The organism is Streptomyces sp. NPDC006711 (assembly GCF_042869775.1).
Taxonomy (GTDB): Bacteria; Actinomycetota; Actinomycetes; order Streptomycetales; family Streptomycetaceae; genus Streptomyces.
Window position 1 is genome coordinate 481,513 of sequence record NZ_JBIAGO010000002.1, and the last position, 22,656, is coordinate 504,168.

The following is a 22,656-nucleotide window of genomic DNA, read 5'->3' on the forward strand; positions in this document are numbered from 1 at the left end:
CCCAGCCATGCTTCCCTCCCTGGCCGCCGAGGATCTGCGCCGTGCCCTCGCCGCGTACCTGACGACGAGCTTCGCGCTCGCCGACGACGACGTCCGCGAGGAACTCGAAGCGTTCCTTGAGCGGCCGGAGAGCCGGCTCTTCCGGGGCCCGTACCTCCGTGTCCGTACGCCCTTCCGGTACGCGCCCCGCGGCTGGGAGAAGGCCCTGGACTGGTCGCCCAGCCTCCGCCCCTACACCCACCAGGCGACCGCCTGGCAGCGGCTGTCCAGCAAGTCGGGCCACGCCCCCGAGCCGACGATCGTCACCACCGGCACCGGCTCCGGAAAGACCGAGTCGTTCCTCATCCCAATCCTCGATCACTGCGCCCGCGCCCGCGCCGCCGGGGTGAAGGGCGTCAAGGCGCTGCTCCTCTACCCGATGAACGCGCTGGCCGACGACCAGGCCCGCCGTATCGACGACCTTCTCGCCAAGAACGCCGCCCTCTCTTCTGTCACCGCCGGCATCTACATCGGCGGCGCCTCCGGTAACCGCCCCCCGGACGACGAGGACGAGGACGCTCCCGGCTCCTACGCCCGCGAGTCCGGCGCGAGCACCATCACCCCTGCCCAGCTGTCCCCCGACAGCCGCCTGATCACCGACCGCGAGGCCATCCGCGCGAACCCGCCGGACCTGCTGCTCACCAACTACAAGATGCTGGACCTCCTCCTCCAGCGCATCCCGGACGTCCCGCTCTGGCAGGACGGCGGGCTGACGTACGTCGTCCTGGACGAGTTCCACACATACGACGGCGCCCAGGGCACCGATGTGGCGATGCTGCTGCGCCGCCTGGGCGCGGCCACCGGCAAGGCCGAGCCGGGCCGCCCCCTCGGCACGATCACCCCCGTCGCCACCTCCGCCACCCTCGGCGGCGGAACAGGCGGAACAGGCGCAACCAAGGGAACCGGCGCCCTCGGCCACACCGCAGCCACCAGCGCCACCCCCTCCGCCGAAGCGGCCCCCACCCCCGACGGCCCCCAGAAGTCCGACCGCGAACTCCTCCTCGAATTCGCCGAGAAGGTCTTCGGCACCCCCTTCCCGGACGCCGCCCTCATCGGCGAGGACCGCCAGACGCCCGGCGAGTTCGTCGCCGAGCCCGACTTCCTCCTCCCCGTGCCCTCCCCGGCCGCCCTCGCCGCCGTCCCCGACCCCCTCGACGACCCGTCCGCCCTCCACCGACTCGCCGAACTCGTCGTCGGCATGGACTTCGCCGACCCGATCCAACTCGGCGAGAAGCTCCGCCAGCACAACCTCATCCGCGCCCTCCTCGACGTCGCGGGCGACACTCCCGTCACCGTCCCCGAGATCGCCCGCGAGTTCGCGAAGCGCGGCGGCGGCGCGGCCTGGGACGAGGCGGCCCGGACCGACATCGACCTGGTCGCGACCGGCCTCGCGCGGCTCCTCGCGCTGGTCTCGACCGCCCGCGCCTACGACCCGATCGCCGACCGCATCATCCCCTTCCTCCGCGTCGAGGCCCAGCTCTGGGTCCGTGAGGTGCGCCGCGTGATCCGCGCCGCGACGCCGACGCCCCACTTCCGCTGGTTCGACGACGACGGCCCCACTGGGGACACCCGCCCCAACCCGGCCAACCTCGCCGTCTACCCCTCCGCCGAGGTGGACAGCACCGCCGACGCCGACACAGACCCGTATGCCCCCGGCGACGGCACTTCCGCCCTCACCCCGGACAGCTCCGTCCCGTTCGTCCGCCCCGTCGGCCCGGCCTACCGCGCCCACCTCCCCGCCGTGTACTGCCGCCACTGCGGCCGCTCCGGCTGGGCAGCGCTCTCCACGGATCTGGAGTGGCAACAGCTCAAGACCAAGCCGCTGGAGATCTACCGGGCCTCCGCCCAGGGCAACCGCGCCGTCCGCTGGATGATCCGCGCCAGGCCGGGCGAGCACACCCCCGTCTTCCTGCACGCCGAGGAAGCCGAACTGCGTACGGTGCCGAGCAACGACACCGTGCCCGTCATCACCGTCGCCGGGCCCGTCCCCGCCAACGCGGGCGACAAGTGCCCCTCCTGCGACCTGACCGACGGCATGCGCTTTCTCGGTGCGGGCACCGCCACCCTCGCCTCCGTCACCACCACCCAGCTGTTCTCCGACCGCGGCCTGACCGACGACGAACGCAAGCTGCTGGTCTTCACCGACTCCGTCCAGGACGCCACTCACCGGGCCGCGTTCATCGCCAACCGCAGCTTCGGCTTCACCTTCCGCGGGCTGCTCGCCGAGCAGCTCAAGCCGGGCGCCCCCGTCGCCGTGCACGACCTGGCCACCGATGCCGCCGAAGCCGTGGTGACGGCGGCGGAGAAGGGCGAGATGAGCAAGCTCGCCTCGATCGTGCCGCCCGACCTGCGCGACAACCCCGAGATCCAGACGCTCCTCAGCGGCGACGGGTTCAGCGACGCGGGCGCGTACATGCTGCAGGACCGCATGGTCTTCCAGACCCTGCTGGAGTTCGGGCTGCGCTCACGCCTGGGCCGTACCCTCGAACTGACCCGGACCGCCGCCGCCGAGGTACACCTCCCCGACGCCGCCGCCGTAGCGGCTCTGCTGCGGGAAGCCCACCAGCGCCTCCCGGGGCAGATCACCCTCCCCACCGACGACGCCGACTACGTCGTCTACCTGCGCGGCCTGCTGGAGCGCATGCGCCTGCGTGGGGCGCTGTTCCACCCCTGGCTCAAGGAGTACATCGCCCAGGCCGGCGCCCGTCGCTGGCCGATCTGGGGCGGGCGGCCCACAGGCATGCCCGCCTTCCCCCGCGGCCTGGCCGCACCGACCTTTCCGGTCCTCGGGCGCCTCGGCACATCCGAGTTCGACTCGCTGGCCCGCGACAACACATGGTTCGCCGACTGGGGGCACCGCACCCTCGGCTGCGAGCGACGCGAGGCCCGCGCTCTCGCCGAACAGGCCATGAAGCTGCTCGCGCAGCGCGAGGTGCTGGCGACCTACCCGGCCGAGGGCGGCTCGACCGTCTTCGCTCTCAGGCCGCGCACCATCATGGTGCACAGCCTCGACACCGGCCCGTCGTCTCCCGACGACGGCAGCGGGGCGGACGGGGCAGGGGCCGACGGAACGGGCGTCAACGACCACGGCGTCCGCTGCGACAGCTGCACCTGGCGGCAGACCGTCCCGCCCGGCCGGCGCGAGGACTGGCTCGGCACGCCCTGCCTGCGCTTCCAGTGCGGCGGCACGTTCACCACCGACGACCGCGACTACAGCGACGACTACTACCGCCGTCTCTACACGGTCGACCGGCCCGGTGACGTCCTCACCGCCGAGCACACGGGCGCGCTCAGCCGGGCCCGCCGCGAGGAGGTCGAGCAGGCCTTCAAGAACCGCCCCTCGCCGTTCGACCCGAACGTACTGACCTGCACGCCCACCCTCGAACTCGGCATCGACATCGGCGACCTGTCCGCCGTGCTGCTCGCCTCCCTGCCGCCCGCGCCCGCCAACTACGCGCAACGCATCGGCCGTGCCGGCCGCAGCACCGGCAACTCGCTCACCGTCACCTTCGTACCGCGCGGTGCCCGCAACCAGTACTACCTGCACGCACCCGAGCAGATGCTCGCGGGCCGGATCATCCCGCCGGACTGCTACCTCGACGCCTCCGAGATCCTGCGCCGCCAGTACCTGGCGTACCTGCTGGACCGGGCCGCCGACCGCAGCCTGTGGCGGGGGACGATGATGCCCGAGGAGCCCATGCCGCACCGCATCGGCGTCCTCTTCACCCGAGGGCTCGCCGAGGACGGCTGGTTCCGCCGCTTCCTGGACGTCGCCCACGCCCGCCACGCCGAACTCGCGTCCTCCTTCGTCCAGCTCTTCCCCGGCATGTCGGCCGAGGCCGAGCAGGGTTTGCGGCAGTTCGCGCAGCTGGAGTTGGAGCAGACCGTCGGCCAGGCCGCCACCGCATGGCGCAAACGCCTGGAGGCTCTGCGCTCCCGGTCCCGGCAGATCGGCCGGGCCTTCGACGCCCTGTCCACCGCATCCGGGGACCGCGAACGCGACGAGCAGCGCCGCCAGCTCTACGCCGAGCGCAGGTCGGTCAACCGGCGCAGGGACGCCCTGGTCGGCGAGAACTCGGTCAACGCCATGGTCCGTCTGGGCCTACTGCCCAACTACACCCTCCACGACGACGCCACGCTGCTCGACGCGACGCTGTGGTGGAAGGACGCCGACGGCGAGTTCCAGGACCAGCTGACCGAGTACGGGCGGGGCTCACGGATGGGCCTGCTGGAACTCGCGCCCGGCAACACCTTCCACACCGACGGCTACAAGTACATCGTCAACGGCCTGGACCTGGGCGCCGGTGAGGGCGACACCGCCTACGCCAAGTGGCGGCTGTGCCCCGAGTGCGGCTACGTCGCCACCGCCGAGTCCGGGCTGGACCTCACCGCCTGCCCGCGCTGCCTGACGCCGCAGATCGCGGATCCCGGCGCGCTCCACACCGTTCTCGTGCCCGAACGGGTCACCGCCCGCGAGCGCCGCGAGGACGCACGGCTCACCGACGAGCGCGACGAGCGGGAGCGGCGCCGGTTCAACGACATCACGCTGGTGGACATCGACCCGGAACAACCCCAGGGACTGCGTGCCTGGAAGCGGGTCGGGGAGCTGCCGTTCGGTGTGGAGTTCGCCCGGGTGGCCACCATCCGCACCCTCAACCTCGGCCCGGCCGCCGCAGCGGGTCCCGAGCACCAGATCGCCGGCGACGACGTCCAGGTGCCCGGCTTCGAGACCTGCCTGGAGTGCGGGGCCGTACGCGGTGTGCACCCCCAGGCATGGGACCGGGCCGCCCAGCGGATCGGTACCCGGCACGCGTACTGGTGCGGCCACAAGGACGACGGGATCGACGCCGAGACGGCGTCGATGCAGCGACTCGTCCTCGCGCACGAGCTGACCACGCAGGCGCTGCGGATCCTGCTGCCCGTCTCCACGATGGAACTGCAGATCCGGCTGGTGTCGTTCAAGGCCGCGCTGCTGCTGGGCATCACCATGCACTTCGGGGGCGCCCCCGACCACCTGCGCGTCGTACCCGCGACCATGCCGGGCGGCACCCGGGAACTGCGCCGCCGCTTCCTGGTGCTGCACGACTCCATGCCGGGCGGCACCGGTTACCTGGAGCACCTCGCCGACGCCACCGTGCTGCACCGGGTGCTCACCCTCGCCCAGACCGCCCTGCGGGACTGCCCCTGCGGCAAGGAGAACCTGCGCACCCCCTGCCACCGCTGCCTGCTGCCGCACGTCAGCAGCAACGAACACCCCTTCGCGTCGCTGCGGGTCGCCAGGGAGCTCCTGGACGAGATCCTCACGGGCTGGGACACGGAGAAGGTCGACACCCTGTCCGGGGTGCGCATCGACCAGCTCGCCGAGAGCGAACTGGAGAAGCAGTTCGTCCGTACCCTCGTGGACTGGGGCAGCCGCCGCCCGGAGTCCGGATCGGTGACGCCCCGCGCCGGGGAACGCGGCATGGAGTACGAACTGCGCTTCACCCGCCCGGACGGCAGCGGCACCCGCTGGCTCTTCCAGGACCATGTGCGGCAGCTGACGTCCGCGCCCAGTGAACCGGACTATCTGCTGACCCGGATCGACGGGCCGTCGACGCGCATCGCGGTCTTCCTCGACGGCTACGCCTTCCACGCCAGCACCGGCATCAACCGGATCGCCGACGACGCCGCCAAGCGCGAGGCACTGCGGGCCGAGGGCATGCAGGTGTGGCAGTTCACGCACGCGGACGTCATGGCCTGGAAGGCGGCGGTGGAGGGGACCGCGGACGACCGCGAGGTGCGCACCCCCGCCGAACCGCTCCTCGGGGAGGGCGCGCTGCGGACCGCCCGGCAGATCCACCAGATGCTGACGGGCGGCCCACGCCCCGACGACACCCTGGACCCGGCACTGCGCAACCCGATCGAGACGCTGCTCGCGGTGCTCGCCGATCCCGACGCGGAGACGTGGTCCCGCAGGGCGGCGGCGCTGATCAGCGGTTTCGCCGGGGGCGGAGCGGCGCGGCAGCCGATCGACCGGCGTTCGGTGGGCGAGCGGCTGTCGGACGTGCTGGCGGGCGGCCCCCTGCCGGTCGCCGGCAACCCGGCCGCCGCCGACGCCATCGCGATGGACGTCCGCACCCTGGGCGGGCTGCGCGTCATCGGGCTGCTCGACCGGCGGGCCGAGCCCGCGACCGGGCAGCCCGGGATGTCCGCCTGGTCGGCGTTCACCGTGCTGGACGACCGCGACGAGGCGGTCGCCGAGCCGGGCCACCGGGCACGGTGGGCCGACTGGCTGCGGTGGTCCAATCTGCTGCAGCTGCTGACGGGCGACCGGGGCTCGGCACTGCCGCGTTCCTTCCACCAGATCGCGATGTCCACGGCCGGGCAGCTCGACCCGCACACGGTCGCCCTCCTCGCGGGTGCGCTGCCCACCACCACGGGCCTGCCCGACGAACTGCCGGAACCCTGGGCGGAGGCGGTCGAGTGGGCCTCCTCGCAGGCCGAGGAACTGCTGTTCGCCCTGTGCCGGGAAGCCCGCACCCGTCACTTCGGCGCCCCGGAGGTCGGCTTCGAGCTCGACGACCGGGTCGCCCAGCAGGCGGAACTCGCCTGGCCGGACGCCAGGGTGGCGGTGTTCCTCGACGTGGACGAGCACCGTGACGCCGCGTTCGCGGAGGCCGGCTGGCACGTCGTACACGCCGGGACAGTTGATGTGGCCGAGTTGGCCGAGCGTTTGGAGAATGTGTGATGTCCAAGGCCCAGGTCGTCATGGCGGACGTCTTCGGCAAGTACTACGACAAGCTGGACGGGTCGGTCCAGGCACAGGTCCTGCAGTTCATCATGAAGATGCAGCGGGACCCGGACGCCAACGGTCTGAACCTCAAGCCGCCGAAGGGCGCCGAGGACAAGCGGGTGCGCACGGCCAGGATCAACGACAACTTCCGCGCGGTGCTGATGCACTACGCCGACCGGATCTACTACCTGGTCGCGGTGCTGCCGCACGACGACGCCTACACCCTCGCGTCCCACATCATCTTCGACATCAACAAGGTCACCGGCGGCGTCGAGCTGATCAATCTCGCGAGCCTCCACGGCACCCTGAGCGGGCAGCCCGCCCAGGCACCCGCCGCCGAGCAACCGTCCGTCTTCGCCCACGTCTCGGACGCCGACTTCGACCGGCTCGGCGTGCACCCCTCCGTCGTACCGGCGTTGCGGGAGATCCGCAGCATCGACGCGATACTCGGCTTCGTGGAGCACCTGCCCAAGCTCGCCAGGGACGTGATCCTCTGCCTCGCCGACGGTATGACCGTCGAGGACGTCTGGGAGCACGTCAGTTCGGTCGCCGCGACCACTGACACCATCGACCCGGACGACTACGAGGCCGCCAACGAGCGCCCCGCCACCAAGGAATCCTTCGTCGTCACCGGCGACGTCGCCGAGTTCGGCCGGATCATGTCCGAGCCGCTGTCGGCCTGGCGGATCTTCCTGCACCCGGCCCAGCGCGCCCTGGCCGAGCGCAAGACCCCCAACAAGGGCTCGGTACGGGTCACCGGCGGCCCCGGCACGGGCAAGACCGTCGTCGCCCTGCACCGGGTCAAGGCCCTGGCCGAACGACTGCCGCCCGGCCAGGCGATCCTGCTCACCACCTACACCACCACCCTCGCCGAACTGCTGCGCTCGCTGCTTGAGGACCTCGGCGGCACCCAGCTCACCGCCAAGGTGGACGTCCGCAACATCGACAAGGTCGCCTACGGCATCGCCAAGGAGGTCTTCGGCGCGAAGACCCCCAAATCCCTCGGCGACGACGAGATCCGCAGGCGCTGGGAGGACCTGGCCGAGGAACAGCAGCCGCACCGCTGGGACGCGCGTTTCCTGGAGGCCGAGTGGAAGCAGGTCGTGCTCGCCCAGGACGTGCGCAGCCGCGACGAGTACCTCGTCGCCAGCCGGGCCGGTCGCGGCCGGCGCCTCAACCGCCCGGAACGGGCGCAGGTGTGGGGACTGATCGAGGCCTTCGAGCATCGGCTGGACGCGGCCGGTGAGGTCGGCGTCACCCAACTCGCCGCGCAGGCCGCCCGGATCGCCTCGGGCTGGAGCGACGAGACCCGCCCGTACCGGCACATCGTCGTGGACGAGGCCCAGGACTTGCACGCCGCGCACTGGAAGCTGCTGCGGGCGCTCGTCCCGGTCGGCGAGGACGACCTCTTCATCGTCGGCGACGCCCACCAGCGGATCTACGACAACCGGACCGCGCTGAGCGCCCACGGCATCAACGTGCGGGGGAGACGCTCCAGGCGGCTGACCCTGAACTACCGCACGACCCGTCAGATCCTCGGAACGTCACTGAGCCTGCTGGGCGACGCGAGCTTCGACGACCTCGACGACGCGACCGAGGACCTGGGTGGCTACCGGTCCGTTCTCGGCGGAGCGAAGCCCGAGTTGACCGAGTACCCGAGCACGGCCGCGGAACTCGCGGGCCTGGCCGGACGGGTCGAGGAGTGGCTGGGCGAAGGGCTGAAGGAGGACGAGATCGTCGTCACCGCCCGGACCAACAAGCTCGCGGACGCGGCGGTAGAGGCGTTGCACAACGCGGGGATCAAGGCCGTCAGGGTGAGACCGCGGCAGACACCGGCTATCGGTTCCGGGGTGCACGTGATGACGATGCACCGGATCAAGGGCCTGGAGTACCGGGCGGTCGCGATCATCGGAGTGGGCGCGGATCACGTGCCGCAGCCAGGCGCCGTCACCCCGATCTCCGAGGACCGTACCCAGCACGACCGCGACCTGCAGCGCGAGCGCTCGCTGCTCTTCGTCGCGGCCACCAGGGCCCGTGAACAGCTCTCCATCACCTGGGCCGGACCACGCAGCCCGTTCCTGGAGGGTAGCCACTGACCTGCGGCGACGCGACACAATGCCGCCGCGTTAGAGTCACCACGGAGCCGGCCGTCGTCCGGCTCTCACCTCAGAACGGGATCCGGGCGGACGAGACATGTACCTGAAGAACCTTCGCCTACGGAACATCAGGTCGTTCCACGGTGCGCGCGACGTCGACCTGGACCTGACCAGGCCCGACGGCTCATACGCCGGCTGGACGGTCCTGGCGGGCCGCAACGGCTCGGGAAAGACGACCCTGCTGCGCGCGGTCGCCCTGACGATCAGCGGACCCGCCGTGGCCCGCAGTCTCGTCCCCGGGTTCGACACCTGGGTCTCGCGGGACGAGACGGTGGCGAAGGCCGAGGTGTGCCTGGTCCATGACCCGGAGCAGGATCAGTTCACCACGGGGCGGCGTCCGGTCCGGCCGATCTGGGCCGGGCTGCGCTGGACCGCGGCTGAGCAGACGTCTCTCTCCGGCAAGCCGGGTTCCAGCAGGGCCGGGCAGCCGGCGCTGAACGCCATCGGCTACCAGAAGGAACGCCCCGTCGCCCAGCGCGGCCCATGGGCGGACAATCCGGTGGGATGGTTCTGCGCGGGGTACGGTCCCTTCCGCAGGCTCGCCGGGGGCTCGAGCGACATCCAGCGGCTGATGTCCAGCTCAGGCGCGGTAGCCCGGCTGACGAGCCTCTTCCACGAGGACGCGTCGCTGGCGGAAGGCGTGAGCTGGCTCATCGAGCAGCACCTGCGCGCATTCGAGGACAAGGACGGCGCCCGGGACCTCAAGGCGGCTGCTCTGGCCATCCTGGGCGACGACCTGCTGCCCGACGACTACCGGATCGACAACGTCGACTCAGAGGGCCTGTGGGTCGTCAACCGAAACCATCGATTCCCGCTGCGGGAGATGAGCGACGGCTACCGCACGGTGGCGGCCCTGGTCGTGGACATCCTCAAGCAGATCCATGACGCATACGGCGAACTCATCCTGGACACGACGGACGGCACGCCGAACGTTCCGAGTTCCGGGGTCGTCATCATCGACGAGATCGACGCCCATCTGCACGTGTCCTGGCAGAAGCGCATCGGCGGCTGGCTGAAGGCGCACTTCCCGAACATCCAGTTCATCGTCACCACGCACAGCCCCTACATCTGCCAGGCAGCGGACCCGGGCGGACTGATCCGGCTGCCGGGCCCGGACGAGGAGAGCCCTGTGGAGGTCGTGCCCCAGCACCTCTACGACCGCATCATCTTCGGCAGCGGCGACGACGCCGTACTCTCGGACCTGTTCGGGCTCGACACCCCCTACTCGGACCAGGCCGAACAGAAGCGGGAGGAGCTCCTCGCCCTGGAACTGGACGTCGTGCGAGGCCGGGCCAGCGAAGAGGAAAAGGACCGCTACCGTCACCTGAAACGTAAGCTGGCCAGTTCACCGGCAACCCGTGTCGACGAAATCGCAGCCGGGCTCCACTCCCGCCGTCCAGGGCACGATTCATGATCCGAGTGACGAGGGTGTCACTCCCGCAGACGACGCTGACTTCCATGGCCGGCTACACCGGTGACATCGGGCAGGCCGCTGCACCCAAGACGCGAGCGGGGCAGTTATGGAAGCACACGTCCGTCCGCAGGCACATACACCCCGTGCTGAAAAGCGCCCTCGCGGAGATGGCACCCGGGCTGGAGCGGTGCATGTACTGCGGGGACAACCAGGGAACGGACATTGACCACTTCGAGCCCGTCCGGGTCAATCCGTTACGGACCTTCGACTGGAACAACCACCTGCTGGCGTGCTCCCTGTGCAACAGCCACCTCAAACGTGACCTCTTCCCCCTCGCCAACGACGGCACGCCCCTGCTCATCGACCCGAGCAGTGAGGATCCCGCTCCGCATCTGCACCTCTCGCTCGCTGCCGGCGAATACATCGATCTCACCGATAGGGGCACCGCCACGATCAAGGTCTTCGGCCTCAACCGGAGAATCCTCGTCCGGGGACGGCTCAATGCTTACCGGATCACCCCGCTTCTGCTGAACAAGTGGCGTACTGCCTTCGAAAAGGACGACCTGGAGGAGGTGGCAGCCTGTGCAGCAACCATCTGGGAGCAGCCCACCGCCGACGTTGTTCATGCCATGTTCCACCAAGCAGTCGTCCCGGGCGCCGAGGACATCTTCACGGACGAGTCCGATACCCTCGCTCTGCTGCGCGATCCGGTGATCCGTACCGGGCTGCTGGGCACCTGCTAGGTCAGCGACCTGCGCAAGCACGTTCTCGCTGGGGGCTTCCCCCGAGAGAATGGGAGGACACCGCCGTGAAGCTGAGCTCGGCGATCGGTGACATCACCGAAGTGGCAGGCTGCACTCGGGTAACGGTCCCTGAAGTATCCGTGCGGCTTGCTGCTCCCAGACATAGATCAGATTCGCCGCATTGAGCTCCGAGATGAAACCTGCTTCTCCCAGGACACGAATGGCCGGTTAAGCGGCCGCATGTCAGGATCGGACTGTGCCTGCTTTCCTGGACGCCGCTGAAAGTTCGAGGTGCCCTACCGTGCCGCCTCCAAGGATGCGGCGGGTGGTGTTCGTCGCGTTGCTGAGCTCGGACGGGCGGCTTGCCCTGGTGGCAGACGACCTGCCTGGAGCTGTTCCCCGATGGGTGCTCCCGTCAGGATCGGTCCGAGCCGCAGAGCCCTACCGTGAGGCGGCAGTGCGCGTACTCCTTGATGCGGTCGGCGCGATGCCGGTGCGCGGGGGCACTGTTGAAGGATGCCGCTGGGCTCAGGTGCCTGTGCCCGTAGGCCGGAGCCGTCGAGAGGCGCACCTGTTCATCTTTCGTCTCGCTGAAGCTGGTGATCCGCCGGATCATCTGTCCTGGAGGGGAGCGACACGCTGGGCCGGGCCTGAGCAGTGGCAGGAGTTGTGCACACGGTGTGATCTGCCAGATGTGGATGTGCTGTTGACGGGATACCTGGAGGGGTGGATCCCGGACGGGCGGATCACATTGGGGCCTTGAGTCCTGGCACCTCGGCGCCCGCTGTCACGCTGCCCTGGCGATCGTGGTGGCGGTCTCCTGCAGGGCCGTGGCAATCGCTGGCATGTCCTGTTCACGCAGACGTACGGCGGGTGCGTAGACGGAGATCGCGGCGAGCGGTTCCCCGATGCGATTGCGAATGGCCACGCCTACGCCGTGCAGGTCGTGTGCACTTTCCTCGAGGTCTGCCGCCCATCCCCGGGCTCTAACTTCCTCCAACTCCACCTCAAGCAGCGGCCACTCAGTGATGCTTCCTGCCGCCGTGGCAGGGAGCGCGGCCGGCAGTATCGCGCGTACATCTGCCGGGTCGCGCAGTGCGAGCAGGGCCTTGCCCGCCGCTGTGACGTGGGCGGGGAGCTCCTGTCCGAGCGGAACGCTGACGCGCAGGACATGCCGGCACTCGATTCCGTCGAGTAGTCGGACGACGGCCGCATCCAGGGAGTACAGGCACACCGTCTCGTGCAGCTTCTCGGAGAGCTCCTCCAGGGGCCTGCGCGCTTGTCGTCGGACGTCCAGCTGGGCGATCGCGGCCAGTCCCATGCGTACGAGCTCCGGCCCCGCTGAGTATCCGTGCTGACCAGGATCGTGGCGGAGGAAACCCGTGCGCTGCAGGGTGACCAGGATGCGGTGTGCAGTGGAACGTGAGATACCGAGCTCCCGGGCGGTTTCGGTAACACCGACTTCCCCCCGGTCATACGCCAGGACGAGAACATCCAGGGCCTTCGTCACCGACGCTAAGGCCTCCGTCGCCGACAGATGCTTGCCATCCACCATGAAGGAACCGTAACGCTCAAACGTTCCCGGAGACCGGGAGCTTCGACAGAATCCACACGTCAGGATTCCGTGATGGCACGTCTCACAGTTCCGGTGCGGCATCGCACGACCCGGCGAGCCAACTCTGCGCCAAGACAGGTCGAGTCCTGCGATAACCCCGACCGGACTTGCCGTGCTTGAGCGCACTGCTGACCGTTTGATAGCACCTCACAGGAACTGCGTGCGTGCCACAGTGTGCCGTCCCTACACTGGCAGCGGGCTTCCTTAGGAGTTCGCTATGGCGGGATACCGGACCAGCGCACCTGCGTCAGACAAGGGTGTCTACATCGGCCAGGCCCGGCATGCCGTGAAGGAGCTGATCACTTCACTGCGCGGGGAGTTGGCGACATTGGAAGCTGTGTACGCGATGATGTGCCAGGGCGCCGAATCCACCGATGTCCGCGAAGAGCCGCCGGACACTGGCGAGGACGCGGAAACCGCCCAGCCTTCCCGGGAGGGTCCGCCTGAAGTTTCTGTCGCCGACGAGGATCCTTCGTCCGACGATGCGCGCCCGGGCATGGGCACTCGGACCCTGGGGCCACCGCGTAACGGAAGCATGCGCGATGCGATCCTCACACTCCTGTGCGCCGCTCAAGAGGCAATGTCCATCACCGATATCGCGGCGGCGGTGCGCCCGGGAGCGGACGCGACGGTCCGCTCATCCGTAGGAAAAACCCTCAACCGCATGAAGCAACTTGGCGAGGTGGAAAACGTAGCACCGGGAATGTTCCGGGCTGTGCTGTCATCCCGGGCTGCTTGATCTACCCGAGAACGACCCTAACCCAACAAGCAGGCCTCCCTCGATTAGCGGTCGAGGGAGGCCGCCAAACACGCGAACGGACGCTTCTCCTAGCAGGGTTCCGGTCCGTCGCGCACGTTCACTCTAGCGCTCCCTCGGGTGGCGCTATAGGGCGTCTGAGCCATTCCACACTTGAGCGTGCACGACTGACCTCAAATAGGCAATTGGGGATCAGTCATGAGCACATTGGGTCGCATTCGATCCGGGCCAGAGCGCCAGGCCCAGGGCGCGCTCCAGTCGGCAGACCGTCAGCACATCCGGCCAGGTGGCGCCCGCCAGCAGATCGCCGATGGTCTGTCTGCCGACGTTGCTCTGGGCGGCCAGTGCACGCAGCGAGAGCTCCGGCCTCTCACGCAGGGCGGCGGCGAGGCGGCGGGCAATCGTCTGGACCACCGCCGCGGCGGGCTCCCCGGCGATCCGGGCATCCGGCCACTCCTCCGGATCGACGGCGTAACTCCATGGCGGCGCCGTGCGCGCTCGGCCTCCGGTCATAAAGATGCGTTCCTTCAGATCGTGATCGACACTGACACCAGTGGCCGGTTAACCGGCCACCTGTCATGGGCCTTGCGCCTGGAGGTCGCTGTGTCGAATCGCCTGCTGGCTTACGCCCCGAAGGCGGAGACGGTGCCGCCCGCCCAGTGGCGCCGCATCGCTCCGGTCGTCCGATCGCTGGGATTCATGGCCGTCGCAGCGGGACCCTACGGCCCAGACGTGGTCATGACGCCGCTCGCACGGCTGGTCGCCTGGGTCGAGGCCCAGGGCCTCCCGCTCGAACCCTCGGTGATCCTTGACCAGAGCACCGTCGAACGGTTCATCCTCGTCGGCTGCCGCGACATGGCCGCCAACAGCCGCCGAACCTGCAGCAGCCAGCTGCGCCGGGCCTCCGAAGCACTCCTGCTGGACCAGCTCGGACAGCATCCGCCGATCCGGCTGAAGGCCACGGCCGCCCCAGTGGCCCCCTACCCGCCGGCAGAAATCGCCTACTGGCTGATCTGGGCGCAGAGCCTGCCCACCCCCGCCCAGCGGCGCAACGCCTGTCTTCTGTTCTGTCTCGGCCTGGGTTGCGGGCTTGCCGTTGAGGATCTTGTGTACGTTCAAGGGCGGGACATCCTCGCGGGCCCCACCGGCCGGGCTCTGGTCAAGGTGCACGGGCGCCGTCCGCGCACTGTCGTATGCCGGTACGCCTACGAGGAACTGCTGCTGGCGGAAGCCGCCCACATCCCGGCAGAGGCGTACGCCTTCCGGCCGGACTGGCAGGACCGCACCAGCAAGCACATCGCATCGGACTGGCTGGCCAGGTACCCGCGGATCATCGGCCGTTGTGACGGTGCAGTGCTGCAGACCCAGCGGCTGCGTACGACCTGGCTCGTCGATCTGCTGAATGCAGGTATTCCGCTGAAGGTGATCCTCAAAGCGTCGGGGCTCGGGACCCTGCACAGCCTCTCGCGCTACCTCGTCTTCCTCCACGACGTGCCCGAAGCGGAGGCATCCGATCTGTTGCGGGGGGCGGCATGAGCAGGAAGAACCCGGAAGACAAACCTTGCCGGCGTACCGGCCTCGCTTTACGCCCTGCACCGCAGGCCCCCGGCCGCACCCTCAGCGACCGCGTTGTGAGGCAGGTCTTCGACCTCGTGCGCCACAGCGGAGTACTGGAACGCCTTCCCTCCAACGAGCACCGGCCGGGCCCGAAGGGCTTCCCGTTCCGCACAGTGCTGATCGGCCTGATCTTGTCGCAGTACATGGGCAAGAGCGCGAACATCAACGACGCATGGGAGACGCTCTTCTTCGCCCTGTCTCCAGGATCCAAAGCCCTCCTTGACGTCCCCGACGTCGACCTGCACATCCGCGAGGGCGCAACCCGAGAAGAAGTCGACCGCGTCGCGCACCACCAGTACGCGACGTCGAAGCGCGTCTACCGGTCCTGGTCCTCGATGACCCGGCGCCTCGACCCTGCACCGCACGACCGCCGCAAGCGGCTGTCTCTCAGCGAGGCCAAGCAGATCCGACGGAAGTGGAATGCCCGCGACAACCAGGACACCGTGCGTAACCTGGAGGGCATCGCCCAGGATCTGATTCTCGCTCCGGTGATGGCTTCCTACCGGCGCGGCGACTTCGCTCGGTGGCCTGGCCACATCGCGGTCGACGACACTCCGGTTCCGGTCTGGGGCAAAGAGCCGGACTACCACCAGGACCGGGCCTCGCTTGAGATCACCGCCGGGATGTACGTTAAGGGAGGAACGCGGAAGAAGTCGCCCAGCGGCAAAGCTGCGGCCTCCACGAACACCGGCACCCGGCGCGGCACGGCAAACAAGCCAGTGCCTCGCAAGACCAAGTCGGCACGGGAGAAGAAGGCCAAGGCGCCGGAGAAGAGAGAGTTCCGCTACGCCATGATGGCCGCGTTCCCGGGCCATGGCCATGGCGACCTCGCCGGCGCCTACCCCGCGGTCTGCCTCGGCATGATCCTCCACACCCCGGGCACCGAACCCGGCCCGGCCGCCCTGCGCGCCATCCAGCCAGCCTTCGAACGGGGCCTGGTCAAAGACCTGTTCTGCGCCGACCGGGGCATCACCCAGGCCAAGCCTCACAACCTGCATCTGCAGCTGCTGAAACTCGGCCTCAATACGGTGAAGCACTACAACGACGACAAGGTCGACCGGCAGGGAGAGTTCCGCGGCATGCAGCTGGTCGGCGGCGAGTTCTACTGCCCGCTGATGCCCACCCCGCTCGTCACTGCGGGCGCCACATACATCGACAGCCGCACGGACGAGGACCGCGCCCACGCACTCAACCTGATCCAATCCCGGAAGGACTACCAGGCCAAGATCAAGGAATACGGGCCCGCAGGGGATCAACGTCGACAGTGCCCCGCCCTCGGGCCGCACGCCACGGTCACCTGCTACCGCCGGCCCCAGCCGCGCCCATCCACCGTCGTCGACCTCGACGCCCCCACTGTCCGTACCCCGGCAGCCCTGCCCACCATCCCTAGGCCCAAGCGGGACACCGCCGTCTACCCCGACATCTGCAGGGGGAAGAGCATCACCGTCCCGGGCACCGTCTTGGCCAAGTGGCGGCAGAAATACGCCCTGTTCACCCCTCGGTGGCAGGAAGCCTGGTCCGGACTGCGCAGTCAGAACGAGGGCGGCAACGGCAACCTCAAGAAGTCCGCCCTCGACAGCATCGACAATCCTCAGCTCCGCCTGCCGCACGGACGCGTCGCACAGACCCTGCTCAATGCTGTCATCATCTTCGTGGCGAACCTCAGAGCCATCCGACGGTTCCTCCGCGACCAGGGCATCCAGCCCCGTAAGGCCAGCACGCAGAGCGCCGCAATCCAACCCGGTGAGCCCTCCGACCCGCCCCTGGCGCGACCGCTTCCGACCGAGCAGGTCGAGCCTCCGCCACGCGAGTGACACACCTCCGTCGCGCTCCGCCCCCTGAAAACCCCACATGCCTGCGCCACGGCTACCAGCCGTCGCGCAGGCATGTCCTGTTTCCGCAGGTGAGAGGCGCAGTGCCTGGACCGCCACCGCCTCACCTCCTCATCGAGCCGATCACGAGGCTTAAGGCCCCAGAAACGACGAATTACCGGTGAGTCACATGACTCGACCGGTAATTCGTGAACGCTTCGGGACGATCTCGTGAACGTCCCTGGTGGTGTCCGAGGGGGGACTTGAACCCCCACGCCCGATAAAGGGCACTAGCACCTCAAGCTAGCGCGTCTGCCATTCCGCCACCCGGACAAGGTGTCTGTCTCGCGGCGTGTTCCCCGCGGCGACATAGAGAACTCTACCAGGGGTTTGAGGTGCTGTTCACCCGCATAGTGCGTGGTCAGGCGATCGGTCAGGCCCTGTTCGCGGGGGCCCAGTCCTCGTTCACCTGCCACGCGTACAGCGTGTGTCCCTCCAGATACGCGTAGTACGTCCCGCAGTGGGCGAGAGGGCGCTGCCCGGCCCGCTTCGGGAACCAGGAGGCCGTGATGGCCGGCGGGCGGGCGGCGGCGTCCGGCTTGTGGGGCTCACAGGTGGGCGGGAGCGCGGCTGCGGGGAGGGTGGCCTTCACAAGACGGTCGCCGCCGGTCGTCCGCATCGCGTACTCGATGTGCTTCGCGTCGTCGGGCAGCCAGCGCGGCACGGAGACGCGGTCCCCCTTGGCCTCCTTGCCGGACCGGTAGGAGGCGGCCTCGTCGTGACGGTTCTGGTACCAGTCCTTCACCGCCGGAACGGCCACGACCGCGGCGAACCCGATCGTCACCGCGATCGCCAGGACGGCAAGGACGACGGTCCGGGTGCGGGTGAGGCCGGCGGGCATGTCTTTGTCTCCTTGGACGGCGGCGGAGGGAGCGGCCGCTTGCGTGTCCCGTTCGGCGCGGCGCCCTGTGCTCTCCATTCTTCGGGCCCCGGTTGTCCGTATGCGTACGCCGTGAGGACCAATGTGTGTACGACTGAGGGACCACACGGCGGCGCGACGTCCTCGGCCGAGCGGGCCGGCCCTAGCCTCGCCGCGTGAGCAAGGGCAAGGACACGGGAACGGGCAGGGGCCAGGGCACGGGATACCGGCGGCCGAGAGCGCTCTCACCGTTGCGGGAGCATCTGCGCGACACTTACTGGTTCGCACCGACCGCGGCCATGGTGCTGATCTTCGTCGTGTGGGCCGCCGCGAGCGAAGCCGACGCGGCCATCGTCCGGCTGCTCCAGGAACACCAGGACTTCGACGACGTCGACAACCTCATCCGGATCGTGAACGACGCCAAGTCCGTGATCAACACGGTCAGCTCGGCGATGATGACCTTCATCGGCGTCGTGTTCAGCATTTCGCTGGTGGCGGTTCAAATGGCGAGCGGCCACTTCACGCCCCGCGTGGTCCGGATCTTCGTACGGTCCCGCATCACAAAGCTGACGTTCGCCGTGTTCCTCGCGACCTTCACACTGACGCTGCTCGTGCTGACCTCGTTCGACAGCGAAAGCGATCCGCGTCTGGTGACGACCGTCCCGTTCGTTCAGAGCGTCCTGACGCTGATGATGGTCGCGCTCAGCCTCTTCCTCTTCATCGCGTACGTGAACTCCACGCTGCGACTCATGCGGGCCGGGTACGTCGTCGAGCGGATCACCGGCGAGGCGCTGCGCGTCGTGGACAAGATGCCGCGCGGCGACCTCGACGGGTTCGACCCCGGCCCCGAGTTCGCCCGCGTCGGGTACGAGGGGCGGGCCGGGGTCCTGCGGGACGTGAACATCGCACGCCTGGTCCGGGTGGCGCGCCGCCACGGCGTGGTGCTGCGGCTGCTCCCCCGGATCGGCGACTTCGTGGTGCCGGGAACCCCGCTCCTATCGGTGCACGGCGCGGACGGGAGCAAGGTGCCCTCGCGAACCGCGCTGCGCCGCACCGTGTCGGTCGGTGTGGAGCGCACGTTCCATCAGGATCTGGGGTTCGGGCTCCGACAGCTCTGCGACATCGGCCTGAGAGCGCTCTCGGCCGCGGTGAACGACCCCACCACCGCCGTCCAGTGCCTCGACCGGATCCTCCAACTGCTCACCGCCCTCGCGGACCGGCCGCTCGGAGCGGTCGGGCATCCCGACGGCAAGGGCACGGTCCGGCTCGTCCAGGACGTACCCGACTGGGCCGACCTCGTCGATCTCGCCTTCGCCGAGATCCGGCTCTGCGCGGTGGGCAGCCCCCAGGTCACCCGTCGCATCCTGGCGGGCCTGGACGATCTGCTCCGGATCGTCCCGCCATCCCGACGCCGGCCACTGCTGCGCCACCGCGAACTCCTCGTCCAAGCGGTCGCGTCGGCAGTACCGCAGGCAGACGAGCGCGCCTTCGCCCTGGAACCGGACCGGCAGGGAATCGGGTGACCTCAGCGCGCCGGTGAGCAGGGCGTCGTCCGCGTTCATTCGAGCCGCCACGGCCGGCCCGGGCCCCGGATCCAGGATGAGAGCGCTCTCACTGCCGTCCAGCTCCGGGCATCCGGGCATCTCCTGCGCCGCATGCTCCGGGCATCCGGGCATCTCCGACGCCGTACGCCCACGTCACGGTTACCCCGGCAGCCGCCGCCTCCCCAGGACCGGAACCGGCGCTGACACAAGATCGTCCCCCATGGCATGCCCACAGCACTCGTACTCGGTATCGATCCGCACACCGTTCCCGGGATGGACGGCGACGCCCTCCGTTCGACCCTCGACAACGAACTCGCCCGTTTCGGCACGCATGGAATCCAGGCGTCCATGGCGCTCATCGCGCTGGACGAGACGGCCGAACCCACGGTGGTCGCCGCGTTGAGCGAGCGGGCCTGGGACGTGGTCGTGATCGGCGGGGGTATTCGTAAACCGGAACCTCTGCTCACGTTCTTCGAGCGGATCGTGAACCTGGTACGCCGGCACGCACCGGGCTCCGCGATCGCGTTCAACACCAGCGGGGGCGACAGCGTGGAGGCCGCTCGGCGCTGGCTGACACCGGCCGGATGAACGATCGGCCCCGCTTGAGCCACCCCTCCTGCTTGAACCACCGACCCCGCTTGAGCCACCCCGCCTGCTTGGACCGCCCGCCCCACTTGAACTGCTGCTTTCTACTGGAGCTGCCCTCCCGCTTCAACTGCGGTCTCGCATGAAGCTGTGCCCACCCCGCATGAGGCCCGCAGGCTGCCCCCGCGCGTTGTCAGTGGCCTGTGCGAGAGTCGACAGCATGCTTGCGATCACAGTCGATACGGAGAACGGGCGTCGGCACAGCCGGGTCACCGCCGAGGCGTTGGCCGATCTGGTCCGCCGGATCGGGGGCGAGGACAACCGGTTCCTGGTGGTGCAGCCGATACCTGACCTGCCCGACGTGTTCGTTCAGGTGTGGCACGAGGCGGGTGGCGAGTACACGCTGGAGTACCGGGACGGGTCGGCCGACCGGCACTTCCGTACGCTGCTCGACACGGCGGAGCCGGTGATAGCGGCCATGACCGGGTGGGCTCGGCGGACGGCGGACTGGAACGCCGGGATGCACTGGGAGCGACTGGACTTCGAACCCCCGGCCGACATACCGCCGTTGGATCTCGGCGCGGACGACCGCACGCTCCTGGAAACCCGAATCCGTGAGGTCATCGCGGGCGGTTACGCGACCCGGGCGCAGCTGGCCGAGCTGGCGGAGGACTACCTCGTATCCGGTGACGTCCGGCCCGTGTCACCGGAGCAGGCACGGCAGTTGGCGGACCGCCTCTGGCTCGAGCGGGTGGCGGAGCAGGCGGACTGGGACGATGAAGAGGAGGAGAGCGACCCGGAGCGAATCACCCACGCCTTCGCCGCCCTGGAGTCGGCCGGGCTCACCGCCCGGGAGAACTTCACCTGTTGTCGCTCGTGCGGCCAGGCAGAGATAGGCGGCGCGGGCTCGCCCGAGGCCCGTGGCTTCGTCTATTTCCACTCCCAGTCGACCGACTCGGCCGCCTCGGGGCACGGACTGACGTTGATGTACGGGGGGTTCGACGGCTCGGAGCGCACCACCGCGTCCGTCGGTCGGGAGGTGGTGGCGGCGCTTGAGGAGTGCGGCCTGTCGGTGGAGTGGAACGGCGATCCCGGGCAGACCATCACGGTCGCGCCACTGAACTGGCGCAAACGATTGGTGGGTTGAGGCGGGCGGCTTGCGACGCCGAGCAAGGACGTCACGGGCTCATGCCCTCGCTCCCGCGCGGGGGCGGAGGGGCCATCGACTTGGGGCCCGGGCCTGTCACGGCCAACGTCGAGCGGGACTAGCGGAACCCGTCCCTCCCGATGCCGTTCTTCGCCCGATGCCGGGCGCCCCGCGCGCCAACCGCCCTCACGCCGTACGTGGCCTAGCGCCTGGACGGCGTCACCCTGGACGAAACCGAGAAGGCCGTCACCGCTTCGTCACGGGCAGCGTACGACCTGCCCCGCGTACGACAGATTGCCGCCGAAGCCGAACAGCAGGACCGGGTCGCCGGTGCTGATCTCGCCGCGCTCGACCAGTTTCGACAGGGCCATCGGAATGCTGGCCGCCGAGGTGTTCCCGGACTCGACGACATCGCGGGCGACCACCGCGTTGACGGCGCCGATCTTGCGCGCGACGGGTTCGATGATGCGCAGGTTCGCCTGGTGCAGCACGACGGCGGCCAGGTCCTCGGGCGTGAGCCCCGCGCGCTCGCACACCTGGCGGGCGATGGGCGGCAGCTGCGTGGTGGCCCAGCGGTAGACGGACTGGCCCTCCTGCGCGAACACCGGCGGGCTGCCCTCGATGCGTACCGCATGCCCCATCTCGGGCACCGAACCCCACAGCACCGGCCCGATCAGGGCGTCTTCGCTCGCCTCGATCACCACGGCTCCGGCTCCGTCGCCGACCAGGACGCAGGTGCTGCGGTCGGTCCAGTCGGTCACCGCCGTCATGCTGTCCGCGCCGATCACCAGCGCGCGCGTCGCCGTGCCGGTGCGCACGAGGCTGTCGGCGGTGGCGAGCGCGTGGGTGAAGCCGGCGCACACGACATTGAGGTCCATCACGGCGGGTGATCCCATGCCGAGCCGGGCGGCCACCCGGGCCGCCGTGTTCGGCGAGCGGTCGAGCGCCGTGGAGGTCGCGACCAGGACCAGGTCGATGTCGGCGGGGGTCAGGCCGGCGCCGGCCAGCGCCTTCGCGGCTGCGTGCGCGGCCAGCTCGTCCACGGGCTCGTCGGGACCCGCGACGTGGCGCGTGCGGATGCCGACCCGGCTGCTGATCCATTCGTCGCTGGTGTCGACCAGCTCGGCGAGGTCGTCATTGGTGAGCACCTTGGCGGGCTGATAGTGCCCGACCGCGACAACGCGCGAGCCTCGCATGCCGGTCATGGCGGATCCCCTCGATACGAGCATTCAGTGCTGAACATCCGGAGCCATCCAGTCTTCGTGGCTACTGATCGGTACAGGGGCGCGAGATCCCACAGGATTCACTGCCGCACCTTTGGAGCCTTGTGTCAGCGTTTCGCCTCCATGGAGTACGCGCGGCCCGCCTCGGCTCGAGGAGTCGCACACTGTAGTCATCTCTGCAGTCACCGCTGCGGCGCGAGTCAGCAGTCACCGCTACGGCGCGAGTCATCTCTGCGGCCCGGCGAAGGATCCGGAGCGTGGCTGACGCCATGAGGCCTCGCGGCCTGGGGGCCCGGGCACTGAGGGCTCGCGCC

General features: G+C 69.3%; 15 protein-coding genes and 1 tRNA gene. 11 read left to right on the forward strand and 5 right to left on the reverse strand.

The genetic code is table 11. The features are described from left to right. Nucleotides 1-7: 7 nt before the first annotated feature. The 5 genes from ACFYM2_RS06140 (at nt 8) to ACFYM2_RS06160 (ending at nt 11,887) form a co-directional block, all read left to right on the forward strand. Nucleotides 8-6,766 (forward strand): DEAD/DEAH box helicase, encoded by a 6,759-nt coding sequence (locus ACFYM2_RS06140; RefSeq protein ID WP_388833773.1) that lies wholly within the window; start codon nt 8-10, stop codon nt 6,764-6,766. Continuing rightward, entirely contained in the window at nt 6,766-8,907 is a 2,142-nt protein-coding gene (locus ACFYM2_RS06145; protein ID WP_388833776.1) for a UvrD-helicase domain-containing protein, read from the forward strand. The genes ACFYM2_RS06140 and ACFYM2_RS06145 overlap by 1 nt, the downstream gene beginning before the upstream one ends. A gap of 97 nt (nt 8,908-9,004) precedes the next feature. Next, nucleotides 9,005-10,381, forward strand: a complete 1,377-nt coding sequence (locus ACFYM2_RS06150; RefSeq protein ID WP_388833779.1) for an AAA family ATPase — start codon at nt 9,005-9,007, stop codon at nt 10,379-10,381. Nucleotides 10,382-10,425: 44 nt separating this feature from the next. Then, complete coding sequence (locus ACFYM2_RS06155) at nt 10,426-11,124, forward strand: HNH endonuclease (protein WP_229870725.1); 699 nt, start codon at nt 10,426-10,428, stop codon at nt 11,122-11,124. 316 nt (nt 11,125-11,440) lie between these two features. Next, a complete protein-coding gene (locus tag ACFYM2_RS06160) occupies nt 11,441-11,887 on the forward strand; it encodes an NUDIX domain-containing protein (RefSeq protein WP_388833782.1) in 447 nt (148 codons plus the stop codon). A 24-nt stretch (nt 11,888-11,911) separates the two neighbouring features. Here ACFYM2_RS06160 and ACFYM2_RS06165 read toward each other — a convergent pair whose 3' ends face one another. Continuing rightward, complete coding sequence (locus tag ACFYM2_RS06165) at nt 11,912-12,679, reverse strand: IclR family transcriptional regulator (protein ID WP_388833785.1); 768 nt, start codon at nt 12,677-12,679, stop codon at nt 11,912-11,914. Between the two features lie 277 nt (nt 12,680-12,956). Here ACFYM2_RS06165 and ACFYM2_RS06170 point away from each other — a divergent pair, with 277 nt between their 5' ends. Continuing rightward, on the forward strand, nt 12,957-13,478 hold the full coding sequence (locus tag ACFYM2_RS06170; protein WP_388833788.1) for a hypothetical protein: 522 nt from the start codon (nt 12,957-12,959) through the stop codon (nt 13,476-13,478). A gap of 210 nt (nt 13,479-13,688) precedes the next feature. On the opposite strand, the gene ACFYM2_RS06175 is transcribed toward ACFYM2_RS06170, so the two are convergent. Next, nucleotides 13,689-14,009 carry a helix-turn-helix transcriptional regulator gene (locus ACFYM2_RS06175; RefSeq protein ID WP_079259476.1) on the reverse strand — a complete coding sequence of 107 codons (321 nt, stop codon included), beginning with the start codon at nt 14,007-14,009 and terminating at the stop codon, nt 13,689-13,691. A gap of 21 nt (nt 14,010-14,030) precedes the next feature. On the opposite strand from ACFYM2_RS06175, the gene ACFYM2_RS06180 reads away from it, so the two are divergent. Together ACFYM2_RS06180 and ACFYM2_RS06185 are read left to right on the forward strand one after the other, a co-directional pair. After that, on the forward strand, nt 14,031-15,032 hold the full coding sequence (locus tag ACFYM2_RS06180; protein WP_161239161.1) for a hypothetical protein: 1,002 nt from the start codon (nt 14,031-14,033) through the stop codon (nt 15,030-15,032). Further along, nucleotides 15,029-16,927 (forward strand): hypothetical protein, encoded by a 1,899-nt coding sequence (locus tag ACFYM2_RS06185; protein ID WP_388833793.1) that lies wholly within the window; start codon nt 15,029-15,031, stop codon nt 16,925-16,927. The genes ACFYM2_RS06180 and ACFYM2_RS06185 overlap by 4 nt, the downstream gene beginning before the upstream one ends. Before the next feature lie 242 nt (nt 16,928-17,169). Here ACFYM2_RS06185 and ACFYM2_RS06190 read toward each other — a convergent pair. Together ACFYM2_RS06190 and ACFYM2_RS06195 are read right to left on the reverse strand one after the other, a co-directional pair. Then, a tRNA-Leu gene (locus tag ACFYM2_RS06190) sits at nt 17,170-17,257 on the reverse strand. 100 nt (nt 17,258-17,357) lie between these two features. Next, nucleotides 17,358-17,825 carry a hypothetical protein gene (locus ACFYM2_RS06195; RefSeq protein ID WP_388833796.1) on the reverse strand — a complete coding sequence of 156 codons (468 nt, stop codon included), beginning with the start codon at nt 17,823-17,825 and terminating at the stop codon, nt 17,358-17,360. Between the two features lie 194 nt (nt 17,826-18,019). Here ACFYM2_RS06195 and ACFYM2_RS06200 point away from each other — a divergent pair, with 194 nt between their 5' ends. The 3 genes from ACFYM2_RS06200 to ACFYM2_RS06210 all read left to right on the forward strand — a co-directional run bounded on the left by ACFYM2_RS06200 (nt 18,020) and on the right by ACFYM2_RS06210 (nt 21,119). After that, a complete protein-coding gene (locus tag ACFYM2_RS06200) occupies nt 18,020-19,366 on the forward strand; it encodes a DUF2254 domain-containing protein (RefSeq protein WP_358993620.1) in 1,347 nt (448 codons plus the stop codon). A 246-nt stretch (nt 19,367-19,612) separates the two neighbouring features. Then, nucleotides 19,613-19,975, forward strand: a complete 363-nt coding sequence (locus ACFYM2_RS06205; RefSeq protein WP_388833799.1) for a hypothetical protein — start codon at nt 19,613-19,615, stop codon at nt 19,973-19,975. A 217-nt stretch (nt 19,976-20,192) separates the two neighbouring features. After that, nucleotides 20,193-21,119: a DUF6891 domain-containing protein gene (locus ACFYM2_RS06210; protein ID WP_388833801.1), complete on the forward strand. Its 927-nt coding sequence runs from the start codon at nt 20,193-20,195 to the stop codon at nt 21,117-21,119. Between the two features lie 257 nt (nt 21,120-21,376). On the opposite strand, the gene ACFYM2_RS06215 is transcribed toward ACFYM2_RS06210, so the two are convergent. Further along, entirely contained in the window at nt 21,377-22,315 is a 939-nt protein-coding gene (locus ACFYM2_RS06215; protein ID WP_358993917.1) for a beta-ketoacyl-ACP synthase III, read from the reverse strand. Nucleotides 22,316-22,656 lie beyond the last annotated feature (341 nt).

Excerpts from the sequence above, each read along its gene's own strand:
- ACFYM2_RS06140 (WP_388833773.1), top strand. The coding sequence starts at position 8 with ATGCTTCCCTCCCTGGCCGCCGAGGATCTGCGCCGTGCCCTCGCCGCG.
- ACFYM2_RS06145 (WP_388833776.1), top strand. The coding sequence starts at position 6,766 with ATGTCCAAGGCCCAGGTCGTCATGGCGGACGTCTTCGGCAAGTACTAC.
- ACFYM2_RS06150 (WP_388833779.1), top strand. The coding sequence starts at position 9,005 with ATGTACCTGAAGAACCTTCGCCTACGGAACATCAGGTCGTTCCACGGT.
- ACFYM2_RS06155 (WP_229870725.1), top strand. The coding sequence starts at position 10,426 with ATGGCCGGCTACACCGGTGACATCGGGCAGGCCGCTGCACCCAAGACG.
- ACFYM2_RS06160 (WP_388833782.1), top strand. The coding sequence starts at position 11,441 with ATGCGGCGGGTGGTGTTCGTCGCGTTGCTGAGCTCGGACGGGCGGCTT.
- ACFYM2_RS06165 (WP_388833785.1), bottom strand. The coding sequence starts at position 12,679 with ATGGTGGATGGCAAGCATCTGTCGGCGACGGAGGCCTTAGCGTCGGTG.
- ACFYM2_RS06170 (WP_388833788.1), top strand. The coding sequence starts at position 12,957 with ATGGCGGGATACCGGACCAGCGCACCTGCGTCAGACAAGGGTGTCTAC.
- ACFYM2_RS06175 (WP_079259476.1), bottom strand. The coding sequence starts at position 14,009 with ATGACCGGAGGCCGAGCGCGCACGGCGCCGCCATGGAGTTACGCCGTC.
- ACFYM2_RS06185 (WP_388833793.1), top strand. The coding sequence starts at position 15,029 with ATGAGCAGGAAGAACCCGGAAGACAAACCTTGCCGGCGTACCGGCCTC.
- ACFYM2_RS06195 (WP_388833796.1), bottom strand. The coding sequence starts at position 17,825 with ATGCCCGCCGGCCTCACCCGCACCCGGACCGTCGTCCTTGCCGTCCTG.
- ACFYM2_RS06205 (WP_388833799.1), top strand. The coding sequence starts at position 19,613 with ATGCCCACAGCACTCGTACTCGGTATCGATCCGCACACCGTTCCCGGG.
- ACFYM2_RS06210 (WP_388833801.1), top strand. The coding sequence starts at position 20,193 with ATGCTTGCGATCACAGTCGATACGGAGAACGGGCGTCGGCACAGCCGG.
- ACFYM2_RS06215 (WP_358993917.1), bottom strand. The coding sequence starts at position 22,315 with ATGCGAGGCTCGCGCGTTGTCGCGGTCGGGCACTATCAGCCCGCCAAG.